The organism is Kaistella antarctica (assembly GCF_900109615.1).
In the GTDB taxonomy this organism is placed as follows: Bacteria; Bacteroidota; Bacteroidia; order Flavobacteriales; family Weeksellaceae; genus Kaistella; species Kaistella antarctica.
This window is the reverse complement of sequence record NZ_FOIX01000004.1, coordinates 598,893-623,167: the sequence shown is the minus strand read 5'-3', so window position 1 is coordinate 623,167 and position 24,275 is coordinate 598,893. Positions and strand designations below refer to the sequence as shown.

The window sequence follows — 24,275 nt, the reverse complement described above, 5'->3', positions numbered from 1 at the left end:
CGCGGGAGAGTAGGTCGCCGCCAGTCTTTTTTAATCCGCCACGGCGGAGAACAAGCTCATCAATTTATTTTGATGAGCTTTTTTTGTGACCGAAAACCTAGATGATGGGTGATGGGTGATTAGTGGATTGGATTTTTGGTGGGGAAGTGGGATTATGGTTTTTCTGGTCTTTGGTATCTATTACTTTCTGAAGTTATAGCCGCGATGGGAGCGGTATCCTTTTTTGCTGGAGGGGTTTTGATGTTATAAACTAAAGTGCTGGCAAAAAAGATATAGCGGATAGCGCGACGGGTTTTGTAAGAAGCTAAAATGATGATGCTCCTTATTTTGCGAGCTATGAATTTTAAATTGGAGGTGAGTGAACTGCTTGGGGTTTTAATTTTGGTGGATTAGGTAGAAAGCGGGAATGTTTTTGGATAGTCCTGAAAATAAAAGTAAATTTAGAAATTGAAAATATTAAAATTTATACAATGAAAAAAATAATCTCATCTCTGGTGTTAACAGGTGCAATCGTAATGGGGAATGCCCAAGTTAAAACGCCACAGCCAAGTCCGGCTGCTACGGTGAAGCAAACGATAGGACTGTCTGAAGTTACGGTTGATTATTCGCGACCGTCTGCAAATAGCCGCAAGGTTTTTGGGAATCTGGTGCCCATGAATGTGGTTTGGAGAACGGGTGCAAATGGGTCTACCGATATTACTTTTAAAAACGACGCCACCTTTAATGGAGTAAGTATTCCTGCGGGGAAATATGCGCTGTATACGATTCCGGGAATGAGTGATTGGGAAGTGGTTCTTTATAAGGATACGGAACAATGGGGTGCGCCGAAAGAATTGAAATCGGATCAAATTGCAGCGAAGACTAAAGTGAAAGCAATGAAAAGTGCCAATTCTGTGGAGACTTTTACGATTGGGTTTGATGATTTGAAAACTGATCAAGGCAATCTTGTAATGAGTTGGGAGAACACGATGGTGAAAGTTCCTATTATGATGGATTCAAAGAAGGAAGTTTTGGAATCTATTGCTACCACTTTAGCAAAGAAAGACACTAAAGCATCTGATTACAATCAAGCTGCGGGTTATTATTTTCAAGAGAAATTGGATTTGAAGAAGGCGTTGGAATATAGTAAGAAAGCGAATCAATTGGCACCGGACACTTTTTATATGTTGAAGTTGCAGGCGGAAATTGAAGCAGCGAATGGAATGAAAAAGGAAGCAATTGCCACGGCGAACAAGTCGCTAACGCTTGCCAAGAAAGATGGTAACGAGGATTACGTAAAAATCAATACGGATAATATTGCGAAGTGGAGTAAGAAATAATTTCAGTACACTATATAATTAAGGGACACCAATTTGGTGTCCCTTTTTTTGTTTGTGATTTGCTGTTGTAGTAATTTTTTTGTGGTCGCCTGATTTCTGTTTGCGGGTGGTCGTATCGGACTTGCGGGTGGTAGTATCAGAGTTGCGGGTGGTAGTATCAGAGTTGCGGGTGGTCGTATCGGCTTGGCGGGTGGTCGTATCGGAATTGCGGGTGGTGTCATTTTCCTCATCCCAACCCTCTCCAAAGGAGAGGGAATAAGTGCCTTATCTTTTTCCATTATGCAACTGGCTGATTTTTGATTTGGAAGTGAGAGGGTGAGTTATAATTTTGGTTTTTTTATTTGGATGCCTTTTACTTGGGCAAACTCGGGACTGGTTGAACCGAAGAGGGCTTTGACATAGATTTTTATGTCTTTGGCGGTTTCGAAGAGGGAATTTTCGTCGGTGTAGAGGATTTTGTCGCGGGCGATTCTGGCATTGTTTACGGCGGCATAGACTGGTGGGACGGCATCATTTGTCTGGATAAGGTCGGCAATTTTGGTGTCGAGGGTGGCGATTTGGAGGTCGACTTCATTGGGAGCATAGGATGGTTCTGCTTCTAAGATTGATTTCAACCCTGATAAATGCTGAATGAGTTGATCATAAGATTGCTGACTGGCGGAGATGGTTTTGGCTGGTGGGTTATTTGGATCCAACGGTGCTTTTGGCGTGGAAGACCCTTTGCCTTGGATTTTATTATTAAAAGTTTTGGCATCGGCGATGGTTTCGTCAGAAGCATCTGTGGCTTGGAGCGCCGCAATAAGGCGAGTTGCAAGGCCGCGGACGTCGCTGAAAGCGGCAGCGCGCAAATTAACTTTGGTATTGTAGTCGGTGTTTTTGGGGATGACGTCGGCAATACTGGTGTCGGCGGCTGCTTTTAGAGCAACCATTTGGGGCAGTTTGAGATTGGTTTTTGAAGGGTTGTAAATTGCTCCGTAACCGGTAATAAACTCGATAAGGTCTTGAAAGTTGGCGACGTTTTTGGCGTGCCCTGTTTCGGATGTTGAGGCCATGGTAATTGTGTTTTAATTTGTTAGAAGTGAAATTAACAAGAAAAAGGTTTACAAACTACCGCTAATAAACCCTTTTTTATGAATATTTTTAAGGAGATGAATGATGACGGTTTTTACAATTACTCATGCGTGAATGATGCTGTGTTATTGTGGAGTGATGAAGGATCACGGATTGTAAATTAGGGACATCGGTCAACGCAAAATCACGATAATATTAGTAGAAATTAAATTCCTTGTTAATCGATTGATTAATGAGGATTTTGCTTTTTAGAAAAATTGCTTCATCTACGAAATCTTCTTTATGCGTAAAAATAATTACGGCATCAGGGGTAATGTGGCTTATTGCCAGTTGTAGTATTGACAACAAAATTTAAAATTTACATGAGTTGAAAAAGACATTATGAATGTTAAAGAAAAGTTAGGAAAGCGAATTAATGAATTGAGAATAGAGAAATCTTTGTCACAAGAGAAGCTCGCATTAAAAGCAAATATAGATAGAGCTTACATGCATTTAATTGAAAAAGGTAAGACCAATGTTTCTATTGAATTGATTGAGAAAATAGCTGTGGCACTAGAAATTAGTATTAAAGATCTCTTTGATTAAAATATCTACAGCCTTTAAAAAATGAAAAAAGAGAAAAAAGATTTCGAAATGAAGTTTACAGAAAAAATATCTTTAGAAACAGTTGGAGATAAAAAGTTTAGAATAAAATTAATAGAACCTGAAAATAATCAAGAGGCTATTCTTACGCACTATTTGCACAGTTTAAAAAATAAAAAGATTTCTAATTTCTTTAAAGATGATGCTATCAATTTCACTAAAGAGATTTTAGAAAATAAGTATCCTGAAAATGTTATTACCACTATAGTTGCGGAAGAGGCTTTACAAATGGGACTTTTCGAAATGTTAGAAGTGCCATTTCCACCAGTTAAAAATCCAAAATTTACATTTATCGATTTGTTTGCAGGAATTGGGGGATTTCGTTTGGCTTTGCAAAATTTAGGAGGAAAATGTGTATTTACAAGTGAATGGGATAAAGAAGCAAAACGAACTTATAAAGCAAATTTTGGCGAAAGACCTTTCGGTGATATTACAAAAGAAGAAACGAAGACTTATATACCAGATGAATTTGATTTGTTGTGTGCAGGTTTTCCTTGTCAAGCATTTTCCATTGCAGGAAAGCGTGGAGGATTTGAAGATACAAGAGGTACATTATTTTTCGATGTAGCTGAAATCATTAAACGAAAAAGACCAAAATCAGTTTTCTTAGAAAATGTAAAAGGTTTGAGAAGTCATAACGGAGGGAAGACGTTAGCTACAATTTTAAATGTTTTGCGAAATGATCTTGGTTATTTTGTTCCTGAACCACAAATTGTAAACGCCAAAGATTTTGGTGTTCCACAGAACAGAGAGAGAATTTATATCGTTGGTTTTAGAAATGACTTGGGAATTGAAAGTTTTGAATATCCAAAACCCTCACTTGAAAAGGTAACTTTTGCGGATATTAAGGAAGAGAAGGTTCCACCAACTAAATATTTTCTTTCTACGCAATATCTCCAAACTTTAATAAATCATAAGGAACGTCATGAAAGTAAAGGAAATGGTTTTGGCTATGCAATTATTCCTGATGACCAAATAAGTAATGCGATTGTAGTTGGCGGTATGGGTAGAGAACGGAACTTAGTTTTAGATCATAGAATTACTGATTTTACACCAACAACACATATCAAAGGAACAGTCAATCGTGAAGGAATTCGAAAAATGACTCCAAGAGAATGGGCAAGATTACAAGGTTTTCCAGATGATTATTTAATTCCAGTTGCTGATGCTTCTGCGTACAAGCAATTTGGGAATTCTGTTGCAGTTCCTGCAATTCAAGCTACTGCAAATGAAATTATTAAGCTAATATCAAAATAGAAATATATGTTAACCGGAAACAAAGGAGAGTGGAGTGAAATTTATGCTTTAATTAAATTGATGACTGATGGTAAGTTATTTCAGTCAGATATTAATCTTAACGTAGATACTAAAAACGTGTATGACGTAATTGCAGCTTATAAAAAAGATGTTGGTTATGATCTTACATTCGAGCGAAATGAAGGTGTTAAAGTATTCAAGATAGAAGGTGATGCAAAAACATTAATTTTAGAAAAATCATATTCTGATTTTCAGGATCTTTCTTTTTTGTTATTAGATGGTATTCGAGCTGGATCCGGAAAAACTTTTAAACTTCCATTGGTGGACTCATATTTCGATGAACTACAAATTGGAAAAGTTCAAGCTGGAGCAAACTCCAAAGCAGATTTGCGTTTGAGAATCTATGATCACAGGCTTGCAAAAGAAGCAGACTTAGGATTTAGCATAAAAAGCCTCATTGGTAGCAAGTCTACATTATTTAATCCAGATATAGAGGGAAATTTTATTTATGAATTAGAAGGTTTTGATAAAAGTTTAATCTCCACGTTTAATCGTGAGACATATAATACACCTAAAATTACGAATAGGATACGACGGATGGTCACAGAAGGATATATTCCGAAATTTTCTGGAATCCAGTCTACTCAACTGCGACTAAATTTAAAGATGATTGATGGAGATATGCCTGAGATAATTGCGTGGGCACTTTTTTATAGATATCGAGATAAGAAGTCTGCTCTTATTGACATTGTAAATACTTTAGAAGATGAAGATCCATTAAAATTTTATGAAGGCGCAAATTCTTTACAAAGAATGTATGAATATAAACTTAAGAAGTTTTTAATGGATTCTGCAATGGGCATGACAACAAAAACACCTTGGCTTGGTGAGTACGATTCATTTGGCGGTGTAATAGTCGTTAAGAAAGATGGCGATTTAGTATGTTTTCATGTATATGATATAAATCTTTTCAGAAATTATTTACTAAATAACACTTTCCTTGAGCAACCAGGAACAGGTGAGGATGAAAATAATCCTGGAAATGCAGATCCTCTTTCAGGAAAAAAATTTTATTATGGGTGGCTATATGAAGAGAATGATAAATGTTATTTTAAACTTAATTTACAAGTTAGATTTACAAAATAATATTTTGTTCGTCTATGTTTAAAGTTTAGATACATAATTTCAGAAATAAACTTTCTAAGCGATAAAAAAATGGACACCAAATTCGGTGTCCATTTTTTATATTCTTACGTTCTTAAACATACCCTCCAACAAACTCGCACTCGCAATCATCAGCAAACACCCAATCGGATTCAGCCATAGAAACTCGAGCTGAATAATTTCTTTTACATCTAAAAAGTAAAGCAAGATGATGATGGGTTCTACAATGACGATACTCCACATGGTGGCTTTTCCGCCAATTTTTGGGAACAAGAAGGCGATGGCAAAGACGCCGAGAATAACGCCGTAGAATAAGGAGCCAATAATATTTACGGCCTGGATTAAGTTTTCAAATAAACTGGCATTCACGGCGAAGAAAATGGCAATCATTCCCCACATTAAGGTGAAAAGTCGGGAGGCGTTTAAGTATTTCTTCTCTGAAATATCGGGGGCGAAATTCCGCTTATAGATATCTACGACGGTGGTTGTGGCTAAGGCATTCAGTTCGGAGGACGTAGAACTCATGGCCGCCGAGAGAATTACGGCGATCAATAAACCGATAATTCCGGTAGGCAAATAGTTGAGGATATAGTAGATGAAGACGTAATCTTTGTCATTCGATTCAATGTCGGGCGCGACTTTATTGATTAGCTTTTTTACATCTTGTCTGAGGACGACTTCTTTTGCCTGAAGCTCTTTCAATTCCGACATTACAACTGGGGAATGATCGGTTTTCCAAACGGCGATTTTTTGTTTTTTGGCTTCGTGGAGTTGGTCAAACTCAGTATTCAAGGCTTGATATTCGGTGTTATTCTGAAGCTGGTTAGAAAGTGGATTGAAATTTAAAGGCGTTTTTTCAAACTGAAAGAAAACGAAAACCATGACGCCGATAAAGAGAATGAAAAACTGCATGGGGATTTTGAACAAGCCATTGAAGAGCAAACCGAGGCGGGCTTCTTTTAAACTTTTTCCGGTTAGATATCTTTGAACCTGACTTTGATCGGTGCCGAAATAGCTCAAGAACAAAAAAGTTCCACCCAGAAAGGCCGACCAAATATTGTAGCGGCTGTTGATATCAAATTCAAAACTGACGGGATTGATTTTACCCATGGAGCCGGAATAGAGTAGGGCATCATTTAGATCTAATGGTAATTTATCAACGATCAGGAAAAAGGCTAAAAACATCCCAATAAAAATGACAATCATCTGTTGTTTCTGGGTCTGGCTGACGGCTTCGGTGCCACCAACTAAAGTATAAATGGTGACCAAACTTCCGATGACGATATTGGTTAAAATGAGATTCCAACCTAAAATGGTAGAGAGAATAATGGCGGGCGCGAAAATCGTAATCCCGGCAGCCAAACCTCGTTGGATTAAAAAGAGGATGGCGGTTAGAATTCGGGTAGATAGTCCGAACCTTTTTTCTAAATATTCGTAGGCGGTTAGAACATTCATTTTGAAAAATTTGGGCAGGACCCAAACGCAGAGAATAACCATGGCGAGAGGCAAGCCGAAATAAAATTGCACGAAACCTAAACCGTCGTGATAGGCTTGTCCGGGCGTTGATAAAAAGGTGATGGCACTGGCTTGGGTGGCCATGATGCTCAAACCGACCATCCACCACGGGTTGGTTTTGCCGCCCAGGAAGGATTCGGATGTTTTTACTTTTTTGGATTTGTAAATCCCGTAGATCACGATGAATAATAGGACGAATATGAGCACTGCCCAATCTAATGTCTTCATTTATAATAGTTTTGAAAGAGGAGCATGGCGACAATCATCACGGCTGTAATGAGCAGTAGCGCGATGTAGAGTTTTTTCCAGTTGGTGGGTTTTTCTTGATTCATTGTTTTATCACATTTATTTGTAATTCTTGGCGCACAGATTTCACGGATTTTCACGGATGATGAATTTGTTTTTTATTTGGGCGCCCAGAACTACGTTCGTAAATTTCAATTAAAGCATTCGCTTTACTTTCATTTATGCCTTCTACTCCCGCTTTTTTACTTGGTGGCTTAGTTTCGACAGGCTCAACTACCACGACAAGCTCAGTCACCAATTAAAAAGAGCTCTCTCGTTTTGAGAACGAGAGGGCGTAGATTTTTGCTGTTTACCCAGGTTTTTGTCATTCCGTAGGAATCTCATCTATTGAAAATTTTGCGGTAGAGATTCCTACGGAATGACAAGCTGTATGATAAGTAATTTTTGCTAACCGTTGAAAACAAAAGTTTAAAATCTCTATCGTATTTTCAACTATCAACTATCAACTATCAACTATCAACTATCAACTATCAACTATTTCCGCAGCGCCAAGATATTCATAAATAATTTATAGGCGCCTGGAACTCCAGCGGGTAATTCTCGGAAGAAGGATAAGCCGGTGTAAACATAAGTTCCTTTGCCGTAATTTCCGGCGAGTAAGATTCCTTTTTGCGGAGATTCTCCCGTGTCGTTTCCTTCTAAAAGTGGAATTAAATTTTGATCCCAATCGTCGGCGAAATATAAGCCTCTTTCCTGAACCCAATTGTCCATATCTTTTTGGGTGATGGTATTGGGAGCATTAAATACAGGGTGATTTGGAAGTAAGAATTTTAGGGTTGCATCTTCTTCAGAAATTCGATTGGCTCCCAGTTTTAAGTTGAAAGGCGCGATTTCATTGGTGAGTAAACCTCGATTGGTGTTGTACTGATTGATAACCAAACCGCCATTTTCAATGAATTTCCAAATGTCTTTGTTAACCAAAGTTATTTCAGGCTGTGTATTAAAAAGTCTGATTCCTAAGATAAGAACATCGTATTTTTTTAGGAGTGAGGGATTCCAGTTTTTTAAATCCAATTCATCCACTTGCAAGCCGATGGCGCGGAGAGAGGAAGGGATTTCGTCGCCAGAACCTTTGAGGTAGGCAATTTTGACCGCTGGGATTTTCAAATCTAAATTTTGAATTTTTGCCTGCGCAGTCTTCAGCCAGATTTGTCTGTCGATATGTGGATAATCGACCACATTTAAAGATTGGGTGTAGGTTTTTCCCTGAGATTCTAGGATAGCTTCGAGGGAGGAATTGGCGTTTCTTGAAATTGGTTCTACCTTAAACAGAACTTTTTTCTTCTCGCCAATTTCTTTGAATTCAATTGTTTGTGGTGGAGAGATTTTCCAGTCTTTACTGCCTTTTAAGGAAACCTTTGCTGATGAATTGGTAACGAAACTTTCCACTTCAACCGCTATTTGTTTGGGATGGTTGCTGAAAATAAAATTTTCCTGGTCAAAATTTGCCACGAAAGATGGAACAGTGTAAAATGGTTCGTACTGTTCACCAATCGAAGGATCGACTGTTTTTTGTTTTAAAGGAATCTCGAAATCAATTTTTGCAGAATCAAAGTTAATGGTAATAGCTTTTTTTACAGGATTTAAAATTTCTGGTTGGCCGATGTCTGCTGGATTATTGACGACATGCAAATTGTTTTTCGGTGTTTGCTGCAGCCAATAAGGATTGGATAATTGTACATCATCCAGCTTCAATTTCTCGGTAGCTTTATACGAATCGTTGGCAGCGATTTCTTTTGTGCCGCTTCCCAAAATCGCGACGTTGATGTTTTTATTGCTTCTATTGGTAATTTCAAGTCGCGTGTTAATTTCTTGATTTAAAGTTCCGAAGCCATTTTGCGTAGTCCATTCAAAATAAATTCCCTGGGTTTTTAAAATCAAATCTTTTACTTGATTTAATTTTGATACATCTGCTTTTTCCTTTTTGAGTAAGTCGTAAAGTTCTACTAATGTATTTAAGGAAAGCTGTGGATTATTAAATTGATAGTCGGCAATCAATTTTTCTTGGTGCGTTTTAATAGGTCCCTTTTCTGAGGATAGGTTTATACCTTCAAAAATATCGTTGGTTTTTGGTTTGTCTCCTTTCAGAAATTTAAGATATTCTAAATCGGAACCTCTTTCCAAAGCCATCCCAAAACCTTGACAGGCATGTTTGCTTCGGCTTTTTGAGGAGATTTCATTATTTGAAATTCCGAGAATTGGGAAATAGGTACCAACATTAATAGAGTATAAACCGGTCTTATCAGATTTTTCAAAGTTTTCTTTGCTGCCAAAAAACCACCAGCTGGTGTTGTAAAATAGTCGCTTGGGCTGCCAAACTTTCACATATTTCAACTGCTCGGGAAATGCTTTTGGATCGGCGGCCAAATCAAAAGCTTCCATTGCCAATATTGCGGAGGCCGTGTGATGACCGTGTGTTTCTCCATTCGAATTTGGATCGAAACGGGTGATGATTATTTCGGGTTTGTTTTTGCGAATTGCCCAAACGACATCGGCTAAAATTTGCTGTTTGTCCCAGAACTTCAAGGTTTCGGTGGACGTTTTAGAATAGCCAAAATCTAAAGCTCGGGTAAACCATTGTCTTCCTTTGTCGACTTTTCTGGCTTCCAGAAGTTCTTGGGTGCGGAGTAATCCTAAGAGTTCTCCTTTTTCTGTGCCGATTAAATTTTGGCCACCGTCGCCTCGGGTTAAAGATAAATAAACTGCATCGACATGTTTTTCGTGTGTGAGCCAGGAAATGATTCGGGTGTTTTCGTCATCTGGATGGGCGGCAATATACATAACTGTGGTATTATTTTGCAGCCGAAGTAAATCATCATATATCTCTGAAGAACTGTTTGAAACGGATTGTGCGGAGAATTGCAGCGCGATTAAAAGAAATACCGCAACTAAAAATTTTATCATAGGCTAAAGATAAAAAGTTATTATAAATTTTAGCGTATAAATGAAAAAACCATCTTAATTAAAGGAGAATTAATTTTAAAACCGACTCAATATTCCCCAATGAATTTTGGTGTCGCCGAACTTGATTGGATTGCCGAATTCGTTGCCGTTGGAGATTTGAAAACTCATTAAGCCGATTGGTAGAATAAAATTGAAGCCCACGCCGAAGCTATAGAATTTAGGTTTTAAACCTAAGTTTTTATTGTGCAGTTCGCCGTATTGACCAAAAACATCGAAGAAGGCTTGGTTGCCAACTAAGTAGCGATACTCGGCAGTTCCGAAATAATAGAAATCTGCGTATAGCGAGTTTTCATTAAAACCCCGCAAGGAATTCCAGCCACCAAAACGCAATTGTTCATTGATGGCAAAAGTATTTTTCGAGTTTAAGAGCGCTGTTTCGGCTCTTAAGTTTAGATAGTTGTTTCCTTTAATTTGGAAATTTCGTTCTCCTGAGAGGAAATAATTGGTTTGACTGGCCTTTACATTTTCCACAGAATAATTGGTGATAATATAATCTGCTTCAGCTCGCAATTTAGTTTTGTGCAAAAACAATTCAACCTCCGAGGGCTCTGTGTATTCGTACCAAAGTCCAATTCCTTTTTTATCATAATCCTTGCCTTGGACATATAAAGAATCGAGAACGGTGGATGTTTCAAAAGTTCCGCGGATTCCGATTTTTTGATTGCTTTTTAAATGAAGGTAAAAGGCTGGCGTGAGTTTCACATTCGCGTAAGTAGAATCTTGCCGGAAAATGTTAACCTTAAAATTCCCACCGATGTTTGATTTAAACAGATACGGAATATCAGTTTGTAAATCGAAAGTTTGGCCTTTGTCGGGATTTCTTTGCCAAAAAATATTGACGGTTTCAAACCCATTAAACATATTTCGGAAATTTAAATTAAGACTTCCGTTGAAGGAGAACTTTTCTGTTTTGTCGTTTCCAAAACCAATGACGCCATCAAAACTATTTGATTTTTTCTTTTGAGTGAAGAGAAAAATGCTGGTCGAATCTTTAGTAAATAAAGTTTGTGGCGGTTTTTCTAACAAAATAAACGGGTGATTTTGCAATGACTGTCCTAATCGGGCCAGGGTGTTTTCTTGATAATTTTTGCCGAGATATTCTTTCTCTAAATTCTTTACGAAACGTTTCGGAACTTTTTCATAACCTTTAAATACAAGGCCGTCGATTTTCCGTTGATCGCTTTTGATGATTGACACTTCAACTTGTGGAATGTCATTTCTCATTCCTTTAAATTGAGACTTCACGCGATTGAAGACAAAGCCTTGACTTCGATATTTTTCACTGATTGACTTTTTAAGAGAATCTAAATTCTTGGTAAAAAGTTCTGGTGGAAGTTTGGTGTTTTGTGCAATCTCCTCAGAAAATTGGACTTGCGCTTGATTGTAATTTTTTCCTTTATCAAAAAAGATTTCGGTAGCATTGCCTTCTTTGCTTACTTTTTTGACATCAGTGAAATAGTAATAATTCTGAGTTAATGAATCTAAGAATTTCACGGCAGAAGCAGAATCTTTGGCCAGTGTTTTCTTGTTGGTCTGAACGTCGATGAGCCAATACTCTTTGACTTGTGCTTTAAAAAAAACACAGGAAAAAAGAAGCAGCATGTTAATTAGGATTTTCAATGAAATTGTTTCTCTGTTTGAACTGAATTAATCGGCGTTTAGTATTGGTTGAGCAATATTTTTTTATCTTTATAAAATTAATTCTTTTCCTTTATTAATTCAGGTTAGTGAGGATTTTACGTTTTTATTTTATGAAAAAAGTTGGTTTATTTTTCGGGAGTTTTAATCCTATTCATATTGGTCATTTAATTTTGGCAAATTATATCATCGAAAATACGGATATGGATGAACTGTGGTTTGTGGTGAGTCCGCAAAATCCGTTTAAAGATAAAAAATCTTTATTGAAAGATCATAACCGTTTGGACATGGTACAACTTGCCCTAAAGAATTATCCTAAACTGCGTGCTTCAAATGTGGAATTCTCGTTGCCAATTCCGAGTTACACCATTGATACGTTGACTTATTTGCACGAGAAGCATCCCGATTATTCTTTTGCTTTAATTATGGGCGAAGATAATTTGAATGGACTTTCAAAATGGAAGAACGCAGAAACTTTAATTAAAAATCATCAGATTATTGTTTATCCACGAATTTTCGAAGAAGGTAAAATAGACCATGAGTATTTGCAACATGAAAATGTTTCCGTTATAAAAGCACCAATTATTGAACTTTCTGCAACGGAAATCCGGAATATGATTAAAGATGGAAAGAACGTGCGACCGATGTTGCCGCCGGAAGTTTTTGAGTATCTGGATGGAAGTAATTTTTATAAATAGCAAATATTTTTAATCCCATTTTTTAATCCTTAAATTTGCAAATTAACTTTATTTAAAGGTTTTACTAAATAATCTCTATGAATTTCATCGAAAATTTTTTTGCAAAATATAGCCAGGAGCAAATTGAAAAATGGTTTAAACAGGTTTGTCTCGCTGAGGCAATTTCTTGGTTATTTCTCTTCAGTGCAATGGTATGGATTCGATATGATCGAGACGGGCTTTTGCCCACAATCTATATAATTATCATTGGTAATATTCACGGATTGTTTTTTACGCTTTATTTATTATTGCTCTTTAACGCGAAGAAAATTTACAAATGGGATGATGAAGATACGGTCTTTGCATTGCTGGCGGGCTTCTTTCCCTTCGCTACCATTTGGGTCGATAAAAAATTAGCAAGATTTGATCGGGAGGAATAGTTCCGGCTAAAATTTAATAGAAAAAGAGTAGAAATTTCTACTCTTTTTTTTGTTTCTAATGTAATGTTTCTAAATTTTGAGTTGTTCTTAACTAAATAACATTACCAATTTAAAATTTTTAGTGCTGATTGCTAACGTTTTAAATGTCTAATAGGAAATAATACACTACTTTGTATTGCATATTACTAAAATTATTATTTATATTTGTCAGATAAAACTAATGTCTTAAAACTAATGACCGAAGAAAAGAGGGGAGTGCCAGAAACTAAAACTAATTGACCGACTAAAAACTAATAACTGCGCTTCCTTCTTTTTCTTTTTTAAAAACTCAAACCATGAAAAAACTAATTATTTCACTCGCGCTTCTTACTGGTTTTGCTGCCATTGCACAAGAGAAACCAAAAGCTGATTCCACCAAAACTCAAGATATTAAAGAAGTGGTGTTGACCAAACAGGTCTTTCAAAAAAAAGCAGATCGTTTTATTTATGATGTGGCAGCTTCGCCAGTCGCAAAAGGAAATACGGCTTTCGGACTTTTGAAAGAAACTCCACTGGTTTCTACGACCGACGATAAAACTTTGAGAATTGCTGGAAAATCGAACGCCATTATTTATATCGATGGAAGAGTGACTCAGATGGACGCTGAATCTTTGGTGATATTTTTAAAAAATACGCCTGCTGAAAATATTCAGCGAATTGAAGTGATCACAATGCCGGGAAGCGAGTATAAAGTTGAATCTTCCGACGGAATTATTAATATTATTCTGAAAAAGAAAGCGACCAATGGTTTGAATGGAAATATGAGAATGAATAATAGCCAGAGCTACTATAATTCTTCCAGCGCTGGTTTAAGTTTAAATTACCGCAAAGATAAACTGGGAATAAATTCTAATTTCAACATCAGCGAAAATATTGAAGAACAATATTATCTTTTAAGAAATGGAAACAGCCAGGCGACCAATCAATCTGAAGGAAGAGTGACCGATCCGAATAAAAATATTGGCGGTTACCTGAACATCGATTACCAATTTAATGATAAAAACAGTTTGGCTTTAACCTATAATTCTCGAGCCAACAGAAGTTACAATTCTACCGTCAATTTGTTTAATGCTAACACTGATCTAATTAATAATTTTACCGATTACACCTGGACCAGAAGTAAAGAAGATGCGCGTTCCTATAATAATTCCCTCAACTTAAATTATGAATTAAAGACCGATTCTTTAGGAAGTAAGCTAAACTTGAACGCCGCTGGATTGGTATACAGAAGATTTCAAAGTTCAAACAATTTTACCATCGCTTCAGACGAAAACGGAAATGATTACGGTAAGATTTTGAAAATATCACAGGAGCAACCACAACTCATCGATAACTTTTCAGCGACTGCAGATTATATTCAGAAGTTCAAAAAAGACTTGACGATATCAGTCGGTGGCAACTTTAACAATACAAAAACGGATAACGATACGAAATATAAAAGCTTTCATTATATCACAAACCTTGAAGAAAATGAGCCGAATCATTTCTTGTATGACGAAAATATTTTTGGTGCTTACCTTACCGTTGAAAAACTATTCTCTCCAAAATTTTCAGGAAAAGTGGGCACGAGATATGAATTGACCAAAAGCGAAGGGAAATCTGATAACGCGCAGGATATTAACCTTAGAAATATCAAAAGAGATTATGATAAATTCTTGCCTTATATCAGCATGAACTACGCAATTAATGAGCAAAATAATCTTTCCTATGCATTTTCGAGCAGAATGAAACGGCCTAGTTTTTGGGAATTGAATCCCATAAAAAACATTCTGACAGAATTTAATTATATCCAAAATAATCCTTTTGTTAAAGCTTCGTCAGTGTATTCACAAGAGTTGACTTATATGTATAAAAGTTCTTACTTTTTAATTCTGAGTCACCGTTTAGTCAAAGATCAAATTACACAAGTACCGTTGCAAGGCGTGATTGATGGAAAAAATCAGCTTCGATATATTCGCACCAATTTCGGAGACAACCAACAGATGAATGCGATGCTCGGAATGCAGAAAAGTTTTTTTAAAGGATACTTAACTTCGAATTTCAACATCGGTGTTCAACGAAATATTAATAACGGAAGTTTGAACCAAGATCCTTTAACGGGTGAAATGTTTCCGGTATATGAAAATCATAAAAAATCGACCAGTCTTTTAGTTCAAACCAACAATAACATCCAACTCGATAAAAATAAAACTTGGTTTATGGGCGTCAATTATTTTTATATGGATAAGCAACAGATGGAATTAGGCGAACTTGCCAACTTGATGAGTTTAGATTTATCCCTCAAAAAAATATGGAACAACTGGACTTTCTCGCTCAACATGGAAGATGTTCTGGATACTTACACCATCCTTATTCAGGATAACCAGGAAAATGGGAATTATAATTATGTAGATCAGAATCCTTACAAAGGCGGTTTCGATTTTTCAATTGTGTATAATTTCGGAAATCAAAAAGTGAAAAAAGTCCGTAATATCGACAGTGCAGATAAAGAAATTAAGTCCAGAACGAAATAGAATTCCTACTTCTCAATTATATTTTTTCGAAAGAAATCCACAACGGTAAGTTGTGGATTTCTTTAGTTTCAGACAGTGAAATACATTTTAATTTTATAGATAATGTCCGTAAGCAGAAAGGATATATACGATATTATCTCGTACTTCATATATAAGCCGGTGTTCTTTCGAAATTCTTCGAGACCATAGACCAGAAAGATTGTGTTTCAAAGGTTCTGGCTTGCCAGTTCCAGTATAAGGATGCTCGATAATTTCTTCAAAAAATGAAAGCATTTTTTTTAATACCGTTTTAGTGCCTGCCTTTTGGTGTTTTGAAATATCTTCTTTTGCTTGGTCGGTGAAATCTAAATGGTAAGCCATATTAAATTCCTAAAAACTCTTTTAAGTTTTCTTTTTTTACTCGGGTGACTTTTCCTTCTTGAATTTGTTTTTGGCTTTCCTGAATTTTAGCGACAAATTCAGAATTGTACGACTTTTCTTTTATTTCAAATTTAATTTTCAGAGCAGTGGCAAAAGCTTTCAAAGCGTTTGCTTCTTCTGAAGTACTGGGTTCTAAAATAAAAATATTTTGTGTTTCCATTATAATAAAATTATAAATAAATGTACAGGTTTTTTTTAAAATCAGTTCTTCGGTAAGAAAACCTCTGCAAGCATGCATCTCGCGCTTCCGCCGCCGTTTACTTCAATCGTATTTAAATCTGAGTAGATGATTTCGCAGTAACTTTCTATTTGGGCAATTTGTTCTGTAGTTAATGATTTGTACGCCGTTTCGCTCATGACTAAATATTGAGTTCCTTCTTCATTCTGAACTTGCAGCATATTGCCCGCAAATTGTTGCAGCTGATCTTCCGAAATTTCAATGACTTCTTTTTCAGTTGATTTAATGACTTCCTGCACTTTTTCTCTCTCCAGTTCATCATCAATACAGTCGAGGCAGATTACCACAAACTGTTCAGCAACACACATCATCACGTTGGCGTGGTATATAGGCAATCTCTGATTTCCAACATTTTGAAAGGAATGAAAAACCACTGGCGTAAACCCAAATTTCTCACAGAAATCTCTAAATAATTCTTCGTCTAATCGAAGCGAAACAGATCCATATGCAATTTTATAATCGTGATCGAAAATCATGCTCCCGGTTCCTTCCAAATATTTTTCATTTTCTTCTGAGTTCGATAGATCATCGATTTCATTAATAAGAAAACCTTCATTTTTTATGGTTTCTAAAATATCTATTCTCCTTTCCACTCTTCTGTTCATGGCAAACATAGGATAAAGTGCGACTCTGCCATCTTCATGAAAACTCACCCAGTTATTTGGGAAAATAGAATCTGGCGAGTGCGGTTCCAACGTATCTTGCACGGTGATCACTTGAATTCCTTTTTCGCGAAGTTTTTCGGCAAAATTATTAAATTCTGCGAGGGCTTTTTCCTGAATGTCGGCCTCTTTTTGTTCGACTTGAAAATAGTTGTTTTCCGCAGTTTGAGAATTATATCCGAAAGCGATCGGTTCTACCATCAGAACGGTATTGGCTGTTTGCATATATGATAAGATTTAATAAGGAGTAATCCTTTATCAGACAAAATTACTTAAATTTATAGATAATAAAAAACCCATGTTAGAAATTGCCTGCTTTGAAATTACTTCTGCCGAAATTGCCTCTGAATCGATGGCGGACCGAATTGAATTTTGCCATGATCTCGAGAAGGGCGGAACCACTCCAGATTTTTACGAATTTCTACATTTGAAACGTCATAGTCCAACTCCCGTTTATGTAATGATTCGTCCGAAAGGTGGACCGTTTTATTATTCTGACGAGGAATTTTTAGAAATGAAAAATAGCATCATTGTTTTTAAAGCTGGCGGAGCAGATGGTTTTGTCTTTGGGATTTTAACTTCTGACAATGAAATCGATGTCGCCAGAAATAAGGAACTAATTGAATTGGCTGGCGAAACTCCGTGTACTTTCCACCGCGCCTTTGACCGAACAGAAAATCTAAATCATTCCATTCAGACTTTAATTAAATTGGGTTTCAGAACAGTATTAACTTCTGGCGGGAAAAAGACAGCTATGGAAGGTAAAGAGATTCTGAAAGATTTAATTGAGAAATACACGCATAAAATTGAGATCTTGATTGGCGGCGGCGTAAGGGCAGAAAATATTCAGGAGCTTAAAAAATTTACTGGAGGAACGAGTTTTCATTCTTCAGCCATTTTAAAATATGACACTTTTGTGACCGAAGAGGCGATCAAGAAGCTGAAACAGTTGAGTTCTTAAAATCTATCTTTGTAACCGCACACGACACAAAGGTCGATTTGATATTCATCAAGTTAAAAGATTGCAAAAATGAATTGAATAAAAGTTTGGATTTTTCGCACACTTTTGCTCAGCTCATTTTCAGATTTTTTTTTGTCACGTTTGGGGTGAAAAAATTTTAGAGAGGTAGTGTTTTTTAAATTATTCTCTCACCAAAGGCAAAGTAGAACATCTCAGCAATCCGCCCATTTTTGAAATTTCACGATACGGAATTTCTTCAACCGTCATTCCCCACTCATTTCTCAAGTGATCATTCATTCGAGTAAAAGCTTGGTCGGAAACAACGATCTCTGGAGAAATCGAGAAAATATTCGGATACATTTCAAACATTTCTTCATCCGTCACATGAAAACAATTTTCTTCTCCGAATATATCGAGGATTAAAAGATAGTCGCTTTCGTCAACGAATCCATTTTTATAGATGATGCATTTGTCAGTTCCGATCGGGTTAAACGTACAGTCTAAATGTAAAATCCCTTGATAAGGTTCGCGGTCATTTTTCTTTAATTCAAAATCAAGAATTCTCTTTTTCGGAAAGTATTCTTTAAGAATGTTAATCGCATATTCATTGGTTCTGGCTGTTTTAAAATTTCGGTAATCTTCAGAAAAACAAGTTCCAATAAAAATGAAATCATTCCAAACAATTACGTCGCCACCTTCGATGTGAGCCGTGTCTGGCAAATTAATTATGTCTCGCCATTTTACCTCTTCGAAAATCTTACGATAAGCTTCCTGCTCATCCGCGCGATCCGCAATAACATTAGAAATAATCATCTTGTCTTCAATAACGAAAGCTACATCTCTGGCAAAAACCTGATTGTAATCTTTAATAATTTCTGGACGAAAAACTTTTACATCGTACTTTTTCAATATTTTTTCGAACTCGGTCATCTCATGGATGATATCTTTTTCAGTAGGATAAATTCCTTTTTGAATCGTATCATAAGATTTTGCGTCATAACTTTCCTCTAACGTAGGAACAGCTCCCAAAGAATTTGGTTGCCCCAAGACAACAGATTTAAGGCGACTCGTTTCGTTTTTGATATTGAGTTTCATAAGATATGCTTATTTCGAATTTTGAAGAAAATTAAGAATTATGTAATTGAACACCTTTCAAATATAACGAAGTTTTTCTTGTCCATGGTCTTTTTATTTAAAGTTTTAGCTGCGGGAATTATGGCAGATAAAGTGTTAAAGAAAACCCTTTGTAATAGTAGTTTTATTATTTAAAGTTTAAAATGTGGTAATTCTTGTTAATGTTTAGTTAAAGTTGAAACAAACCGCTTTGAGTGAATACTCATTTAGCATTAAATTTGTTTACTATATAATTCAAATCAACGTTTAACTAATATATGAAGATGAAAAATACTTTAAAAAAACTGATTCCGTATGCAGTTGTAGGATTAATGTCGGGCGCTACCACGTTTGGAGCGATTAATTACTTTAATGAAAAAAGCAACAATTCAGATTTTTCTTATTTCGCACCGAAGAATAGCGATGCAAAATATGCCTCCTTTAATATGACAGGTGTTGGCGATGACTTTGTAAAAGCAGCCAAAATGACCGTTCCGGCGGTAGTGAGTATTAAAAATTATTCCACGAGCAAAGGACGCACGAGCCAACAAGATCTATTTGACCAATTTTTCGGTAACCCATTTGGAAATAATCCAAAGCAGCAACAGCAGCAACAACCGCCCAAAGACATGCCCAGTGGAATGGGTTCGGGTGTAATTATTTCTCCTGACGGATATATTATCTCTAACAATCACGTAATTGCTGGTGCAACGAAACTTGAAGTTGTTCTATCCAACAAGAAATCTTACGTTGCTAATTTAGTAGGAACCGATCCAACCACCGACATCGCCCTTTTAAAAATTGAAGAAAAAGGTTTGCCTTATCTTAATTTTGCAAACTCCGATAACGTAGAAGTTGGTCAGTGGGTTTTAGCGGTCGGAAATCCGATGGGCTTAAATTCAACAGTTACTGCGGGAATTATCTCAGCAAAAGGTAGAAGTATTGATTTATTGAGTCAACAATCGCGGACACCGATTGAAAGTTTTATTCAAACGGATGCCGCCATTAATCCTGGGAACTCTGGTGGAGCATTAGTTGATCCAAGCGGAGAACTAATTGGTATTAACTCTGCGATCTCCTCTAAGACTGGTTATTACGAAGGATATGGTTTTGCCGTTCCGTCCAACTTAGCTCGAAAAGTGGTTGAGGATATTAAGAAATATGGTTTGGTTCAGAGAGGATTTTTGGGCGTTGTCCCTTTAGACCTATCCGACCAAAGACAAGTTGCAGCCTACAATCAGCAGAAAAAAACCAACCTCAAATCAGGTAATGGTGTTTATTTAATCGAAGTCGCAGAAAAAGGTGGTGCCGAAGATGCTGGTTTAAGAAACGGCGATATTGTTACAAAGGTTGATAATACCCCTATTTCAAGTTACTACGATCTTTCATTTGCCGTGGGTAGTAAAAGACCTGGTGATAAAGTTGCCGTAGCATATACTCGTAATGGAAAAGAAAACGTGGTTAATGTTACATTAAAAGATCAAAAAGGAGGAACTTCACTACGAAGCAAAGCTGATTTGTCGGTTACTGAAAAAATCGGATCTGAGTTTGAGCCATTGAGTGAAAAGTTTAAAACTGATTACGGTTTGAATAGTGGCGTCATTGCGAAGAATGTTTTGGAAGGAAGTGAAATTTCTAAAATCGGAGTGGTTGATAATTACATCGTAATTGAAGTTAATGGAAAACCAGTCAACTCGCAGAAAGATATCGAAAAGATATTACAGACTTACACTGGAAATGTCCAGATAAAATATGTAGATGAATATGGTAGAATTACCACAAGAGGTTTTAAAATGCCTTAATTGAACTCTGCATTAAAAAAGAAAAACGCAACATTAATTTGTTGCGTTTTTTTTATTTGTTAAGCAGTTTCTTGTGTCGTCGCTTCTTCCGTTCATAAATCACTTCTGTGATTTTTCCTCCCATCCAGGCAAATGGAAAGAAGGTTAGAAAGATTAAGATTTTATAAAAAGTTGGATGATACGGGAAAATTATAATGTCGAGCATTGCAATGAAAAGCAAAATAAAGCCAATCAAAATTGCATAAGCTACTTTCGCGTACTTGACCGTAATCGCCGTCACAACGCCTCCTACAGTTGCGGCAATTCCTGAAGAAATTAACAGCGCGACAAAGAAATAAGGTTTATGTTCCATCGATCTCAGAACCGATTCCCATTTTTGAAAAGCCGAAAAGCCATCGTAGGTAATCCACGTAGAATTTAACCTTACTCCCAAAGAAATAAGTAAGGCTGCCACCGCAAGACCTAATAGCACTGCAAAAGTATTTCGTAAAAAATTCATTTAAAATTGATGTGCGATCATAGAAATTTCAATGTCCGCGTTTCTTGGCAAACAAGATACCTGAACCGTTTCTCTCGCTGGATAACTGTCTGCAACCAGATAAGAAGCGTAGATGTCATTCATCGCTGCAAAATCATCCATGTTCTTTAAAAAGATGGTTGCCTTGACCACGTGACCGAATGTTAATCCGGCTTCCGTAAGAATCGCTTCTAAGTTTTTCATCACTTGATGCGTCGCTTTTTCAATACCTTCTTCGAGTTTGTTAGTTTCCGTGTTGAACGGAATCTGGCCAGAAATATAAAGCACTCCATTTACAAAATTAGCTTGGGAATAAGGTCCAATTGCAGACGGCGCTTTCGAAGTAGAGATGATCTTTTTCATAGGATTGATTTTTGGCAAATATAAAACTTAAGTTTAAGTATTTAAAATTTAAAACGGCGCATTTGGTTGCGTGAAGCTTCGGTCCTTATATTTCACGGCATCGCGCAAAATGTTGGCTTTAATTCCGATAAAGAAATCATACACTTTATACTGTCCGTAAGGAATCCAGTTAAAATTAATGGTGAAACTTCGTTGATCTCGCGAGAATCCTAACTGTGTGGTCGCGATTTCTTTAGTGACAATATCATAATACAGGTTCCCAGTGATATTCCAAAATGGTGAAAGTTTTAAGCTTCCGTCCAATCCCAAAGACGCAACATTGTTTCCGAAACGTGTTAGACTTCTGGTGTAACCGTATTGCGCGTTGATGTTTAAACTCCAAGGTTGGTTGAAATGGGAGTAATTATCATCATCGAAATAATAATCTTCATTTCGAATCTCGCCTTTCGTTTTATATTTTTTGCTGAGGGCTTCTTTTTCACCAAAGATGGCTTCACTCAACGGATAAGAAAGTTGCGCATTGAAACCTTGCACGCTGAAATGACCAAAGTTTTCTGTTCTTATTCCGATATCACTTCCCGGTGCAAAAATAATTTGATACGGTTCCAAAGTTAAGCTGGTATTCAAATTTAACTTTTCAAAGAGGGTAGTTTGACCATTAAAGGTAAACATGGACCATTTGTACTTCGGTGCGGCAAAATTGTAATTGGTGTTGAAATTTAAACTTTCAAAAATCTTCAGCTTTTTAGTTCCGGTAGAATCTTTTTTAGACTTTACTTTCATCTCCAAATTATTATTGATGGAAAAGCTCAATGCCTGCACCAATCCTGAGTTTGGAGTACCAATAATTCCACGATCAAAAATAGAATAGGGCGTCATTTCGCCGCGGTCGTTAAAGTAATTTTTATAATATCCGAAACTAGCAGCAGAGAAATCAGGTGAATAGCTGAATCCAATTTGTGGCGTCATCATGTGGCGAATTGCCTGAATCGAAGAGTTTTTTTTGAAATTCAAGATTCCATATAAGACTGTTTGCAAACTTGTGTTAGTTGAGAAGGAAGAATAACCTGCGATTTTATTATTCAGAATATCTTCTACTTTATTGGTGATCGGATTGTAGTTACGGGTCAGCGTTTTCGTTGTTAAAGCATTATCCACGTTGGCAGAAACCGAGAATGTGAAATATTTAGCAATCGTAGTATTCGTTCCTAAAGTGATATTGTTTTTAAGTCCGGTCTGCATTTTCTCCCACATGGCTTTGGTAAACAATTCGCCTTCATCTGTTTGAACGTAATTGTTTAAATTTAAACCCGTGTTAACAGTGATGTTTTCTAATAAACCCTGTCGAATTCCGGTTTTTGGTTTGAATAAATAAAACTGGTTAATCGCTACATTCATAACCGGAAGTTTTAAATCAGCCAAGCCCGTTGAGAAATTCTGGGAGTAAGAAGAAGTTCCTGTAATGGTTATCGGCAAAGTCAAAAATCTTTTTACCACGCTCACGGTTGAATTTTGTTGGGCGTTGAGGTTGTTTTGATTAAAAGCGTAATTGTTATTGACGGTATTGTTGTAAAATTTATTACTCACCACATCCACGGACGCAGAAAAATTGAGGAAAGGGTTGGCTTTAGAATCTTGCTGATGTCGCCAGGCGATTCGATACGTTCCGGTTTTTGAATAGTCATCTAATCCTTTAATTCCTCTCACCGTTGTGCCGACATCTGCAGAAAAGTTCCCGGTGTACTTATAGTTTTTCTTATAATTAACTTCTGGTTTTATATTCCAACTTCCTTTGGTGTAGATGTCTGCCAGAATTTTTAAATCAAAATGTTCCCCAATCGGTTGATAATAACCCAGAGAATTTAGAAAAAACCCAACATCTTCTCGTTCCCCAAAACTCGGAATTAAAATTCCCGCGCTTCTTTTATCTGAAAATGGTAAAATTGCAAAGGGCATAATTAAAGGCGTCGGAACCTGCTCAATATACATTTGAATTGGGCCAGTAATGACTTGTGATTTATTTTTCCCTTTAATTAATTTAATGTTTGGAGCGAGTAGATAGTAATCGGCAATGGTGTCTTTTTTCTTAATGAAATATTCATCTGTCGTATATTTCCCTCTTTTCATGAAGAAGACCGAATCGTTGTATTTTTTGGTTTTCTCAGCCACGATCACACCTTCGCTTTCTTCAGTTCTGGCATTAAAGGCGATTGCCTGGCGCGTTTTGATATTGTACGTGAACTCGTCATATTCATAAGATTTACCACCTTGAATTGCGACCGCAGGTTTTGTGATCTTTCCTAAAGAATCTAACTCTCCTCTGGCAAAAAGCAGTGATTTATCCCAATCGATTGAAATGTAATCTGCATCAATCGTCAAATCCTGATATTTTACCTGCGCATTTTTGTTGAGGTAAGTCATCTTTTTAGGGATATCGTTGCGGATGCGTTCAGCCTTAGTTTTTACAACGGCCTCCAGCTGTTCCTTCTTTAGAACAACGGTATCAGATTTGGATATGGTATCATTAACTATCTTATTTTCAGCCAAATTTTGAGCATGTAGAGATGCTAAAAAATTGTTAAAAATTAGGATAATTAAGATTTGTAGTATATTTTTGAAGCCAGTTTTGACCAAAGCGCTTTATCTATTATATA

20 protein-coding genes are annotated in these 24,275 nt (G+C 36.6%); 9 read left to right on the top strand and 11 right to left on the bottom strand.

The window, feature by feature from the left end; translation table 11 throughout:
• Positions 1-470 precede the first annotated feature (470 nt).
• A complete protein-coding gene (locus BMX49_RS14420; RefSeq protein WP_034718967.1) occupies positions 471-1,319 on the top strand; it encodes a DUF2911 domain-containing protein in 849 nt (282 codons plus the stop codon).
• Positions 1,320-1,639: 320 nt separating this feature from the next.
• Here the strand turns inward: BMX49_RS14420 and BMX49_RS14410 are convergent, their stop codons facing one another.
• A complete protein-coding gene (locus tag BMX49_RS14410; RefSeq protein WP_034718971.1) occupies positions 1,640-2,371 on the bottom strand; it encodes a hypothetical protein in 732 nt (243 codons plus the stop codon).
• A gap of 400 nt (positions 2,372-2,771) precedes the next feature.
• Between BMX49_RS14410 and BMX49_RS14405 the strand changes: the two genes are divergently transcribed.
• From BMX49_RS14405 to BMX49_RS14395, 3 genes are read left to right on the top strand one after another with little or no spacing between them, the layout of a single operon-like run.
• Positions 2,772-2,975 (top strand): helix-turn-helix domain-containing protein, encoded by a 204-nt coding sequence (locus tag BMX49_RS14405; protein WP_034718972.1) that lies wholly within the window; start codon positions 2,772-2,774, stop codon positions 2,973-2,975.
• 21 nt (positions 2,976-2,996) lie between these two features.
• Complete coding sequence (locus BMX49_RS14400) at positions 2,997-4,289, top strand: DNA cytosine methyltransferase (RefSeq protein WP_246005092.1); 1,293 nt, start codon at positions 2,997-2,999, stop codon at positions 4,287-4,289.
• Between the two features lie 6 nt (positions 4,290-4,295).
• Complete coding sequence (locus tag BMX49_RS14395) at positions 4,296-5,435, top strand: HpaII family restriction endonuclease (protein WP_034718973.1); 1,140 nt, start codon at positions 4,296-4,298, stop codon at positions 5,433-5,435.
• A gap of 96 nt (positions 5,436-5,531) precedes the next feature.
• On the opposite strand, the gene BMX49_RS14390 is transcribed toward BMX49_RS14395, so the two are convergent.
• The 3 genes from BMX49_RS14390 to BMX49_RS14380 all read right to left on the bottom strand — a co-directional run bounded on the left by BMX49_RS14390 (position 5,532) and on the right by BMX49_RS14380 (position 11,858).
• The gene (locus BMX49_RS14390; RefSeq protein ID WP_034718974.1) at positions 5,532-7,196 is read right to left on the bottom strand and encodes a sodium:solute symporter family protein; all 1,665 of its coding nucleotides are present in this window, start codon (positions 7,194-7,196) and stop codon (positions 5,532-5,534) included.
• A 552-nt stretch (positions 7,197-7,748) separates the two neighbouring features.
• On the bottom strand, positions 7,749-10,178 hold the full coding sequence (locus BMX49_RS14385; protein ID WP_034718975.1) for a PIG-L family deacetylase: 2,430 nt from the start codon (positions 10,176-10,178) through the stop codon (positions 7,749-7,751).
• A gap of 75 nt (positions 10,179-10,253) precedes the next feature.
• Positions 10,254-11,858, bottom strand: a complete 1,605-nt coding sequence (locus BMX49_RS14380; protein ID WP_311316294.1) for a BamA/TamA family outer membrane protein — start codon at positions 11,856-11,858, stop codon at positions 10,254-10,256.
• Between the two features lie 131 nt (positions 11,859-11,989).
• Here BMX49_RS14380 and nadD point away from each other — a divergent pair, with 131 nt between their 5' ends.
• The 3 genes from nadD to BMX49_RS14365 all read left to right on the top strand — a co-directional run bounded on the left by nadD (position 11,990) and on the right by BMX49_RS14365 (position 15,545).
• A complete protein-coding gene (gene nadD / locus BMX49_RS14375) occupies positions 11,990-12,574 on the top strand; it encodes a nicotinate (nicotinamide) nucleotide adenylyltransferase (protein WP_034718979.1) in 585 nt (194 codons plus the stop codon).
• Positions 12,575-12,651: 77 nt separating this feature from the next.
• Positions 12,652-12,993, top strand: a complete 342-nt coding sequence (locus tag BMX49_RS14370) for a DUF3817 domain-containing protein (protein ID WP_034718981.1) — start codon at positions 12,652-12,654, stop codon at positions 12,991-12,993.
• Positions 12,994-13,328: 335 nt separating this feature from the next.
• Positions 13,329-15,545 (top strand): TonB-dependent receptor domain-containing protein, encoded by a 2,217-nt coding sequence (locus BMX49_RS14365; protein WP_034718982.1) that lies wholly within the window; start codon positions 13,329-13,331, stop codon positions 15,543-15,545.
• Positions 15,546-15,638: 93 nt separating this feature from the next.
• Here the strand turns inward: BMX49_RS14365 and BMX49_RS14360 are convergent, their stop codons facing one another.
• From BMX49_RS14360 to ctlX, 3 genes are read right to left on the bottom strand one after another with little or no spacing between them, the layout of a single operon-like run.
• On the bottom strand, positions 15,639-15,905 hold the full coding sequence (locus tag BMX49_RS14360; protein ID WP_034718984.1) for a Txe/YoeB family addiction module toxin: 267 nt from the start codon (positions 15,903-15,905) through the stop codon (positions 15,639-15,641).
• Position 15,906: 1 nt separating this feature from the next.
• The gene (locus BMX49_RS14355; protein WP_034718986.1) at positions 15,907-16,125 is read right to left on the bottom strand and encodes a DUF2683 family protein; all 219 of its coding nucleotides are present in this window, start codon (positions 16,123-16,125) and stop codon (positions 15,907-15,909) included.
• Between the two features lie 41 nt (positions 16,126-16,166).
• A complete protein-coding gene (gene ctlX, locus BMX49_RS14350) occupies positions 16,167-17,090 on the bottom strand; it encodes a citrulline utilization hydrolase CtlX (RefSeq protein ID WP_034718988.1) in 924 nt (307 codons plus the stop codon).
• Positions 17,091-17,163: 73 nt separating this feature from the next.
• Here ctlX and BMX49_RS14345 point away from each other — a divergent pair, with 73 nt between their 5' ends.
• Positions 17,164-17,826 carry a copper homeostasis protein CutC gene (locus BMX49_RS14345; protein ID WP_034718989.1) on the top strand — a complete coding sequence of 221 codons (663 nt, stop codon included), beginning with the start codon at positions 17,164-17,166 and terminating at the stop codon, positions 17,824-17,826.
• Positions 17,827-18,006: 180 nt separating this feature from the next.
• Here the strand turns inward: BMX49_RS14345 and BMX49_RS14340 are convergent, their stop codons facing one another.
• Entirely contained in the window at positions 18,007-18,921 is a 915-nt protein-coding gene (locus BMX49_RS14340; RefSeq protein ID WP_034718990.1) for a dimethylarginine dimethylaminohydrolase family protein, read from the bottom strand.
• A 302-nt stretch (positions 18,922-19,223) separates the two neighbouring features.
• On the opposite strand from BMX49_RS14340, the gene BMX49_RS14335 reads away from it, so the two are divergent.
• The gene (locus BMX49_RS14335; RefSeq protein WP_034721195.1) at positions 19,224-20,741 is read left to right on the top strand and encodes a trypsin-like peptidase domain-containing protein; all 1,518 of its coding nucleotides are present in this window, start codon (positions 19,224-19,226) and stop codon (positions 20,739-20,741) included.
• A 52-nt stretch (positions 20,742-20,793) separates the two neighbouring features.
• On the opposite strand, the gene BMX49_RS14330 is transcribed toward BMX49_RS14335, so the two are convergent.
• Genes BMX49_RS14330 through BMX49_RS14320 form a run of 3 tightly spaced genes read right to left on the bottom strand, consistent with a single transcriptional unit; the run spans position 20,794 to position 24,255 of the window.
• Positions 20,794-21,240, bottom strand: a complete 447-nt coding sequence (locus BMX49_RS14330) for a hypothetical protein (RefSeq protein WP_034718991.1) — start codon at positions 21,238-21,240, stop codon at positions 20,794-20,796.
• Positions 21,241-21,621, bottom strand: coding sequence for a Rid family detoxifying hydrolase (locus BMX49_RS14325; RefSeq protein WP_034718993.1), 381 nt, complete (start codon positions 21,619-21,621; stop codon positions 21,241-21,243).
• A 48-nt stretch (positions 21,622-21,669) separates the two neighbouring features.
• Positions 21,670-24,255, bottom strand: a complete 2,586-nt coding sequence (locus BMX49_RS14320; RefSeq protein WP_034718995.1) for a putative LPS assembly protein LptD — start codon at positions 24,253-24,255, stop codon at positions 21,670-21,672.
• Between the last annotated feature and the right edge of the window lie 20 nt (positions 24,256-24,275).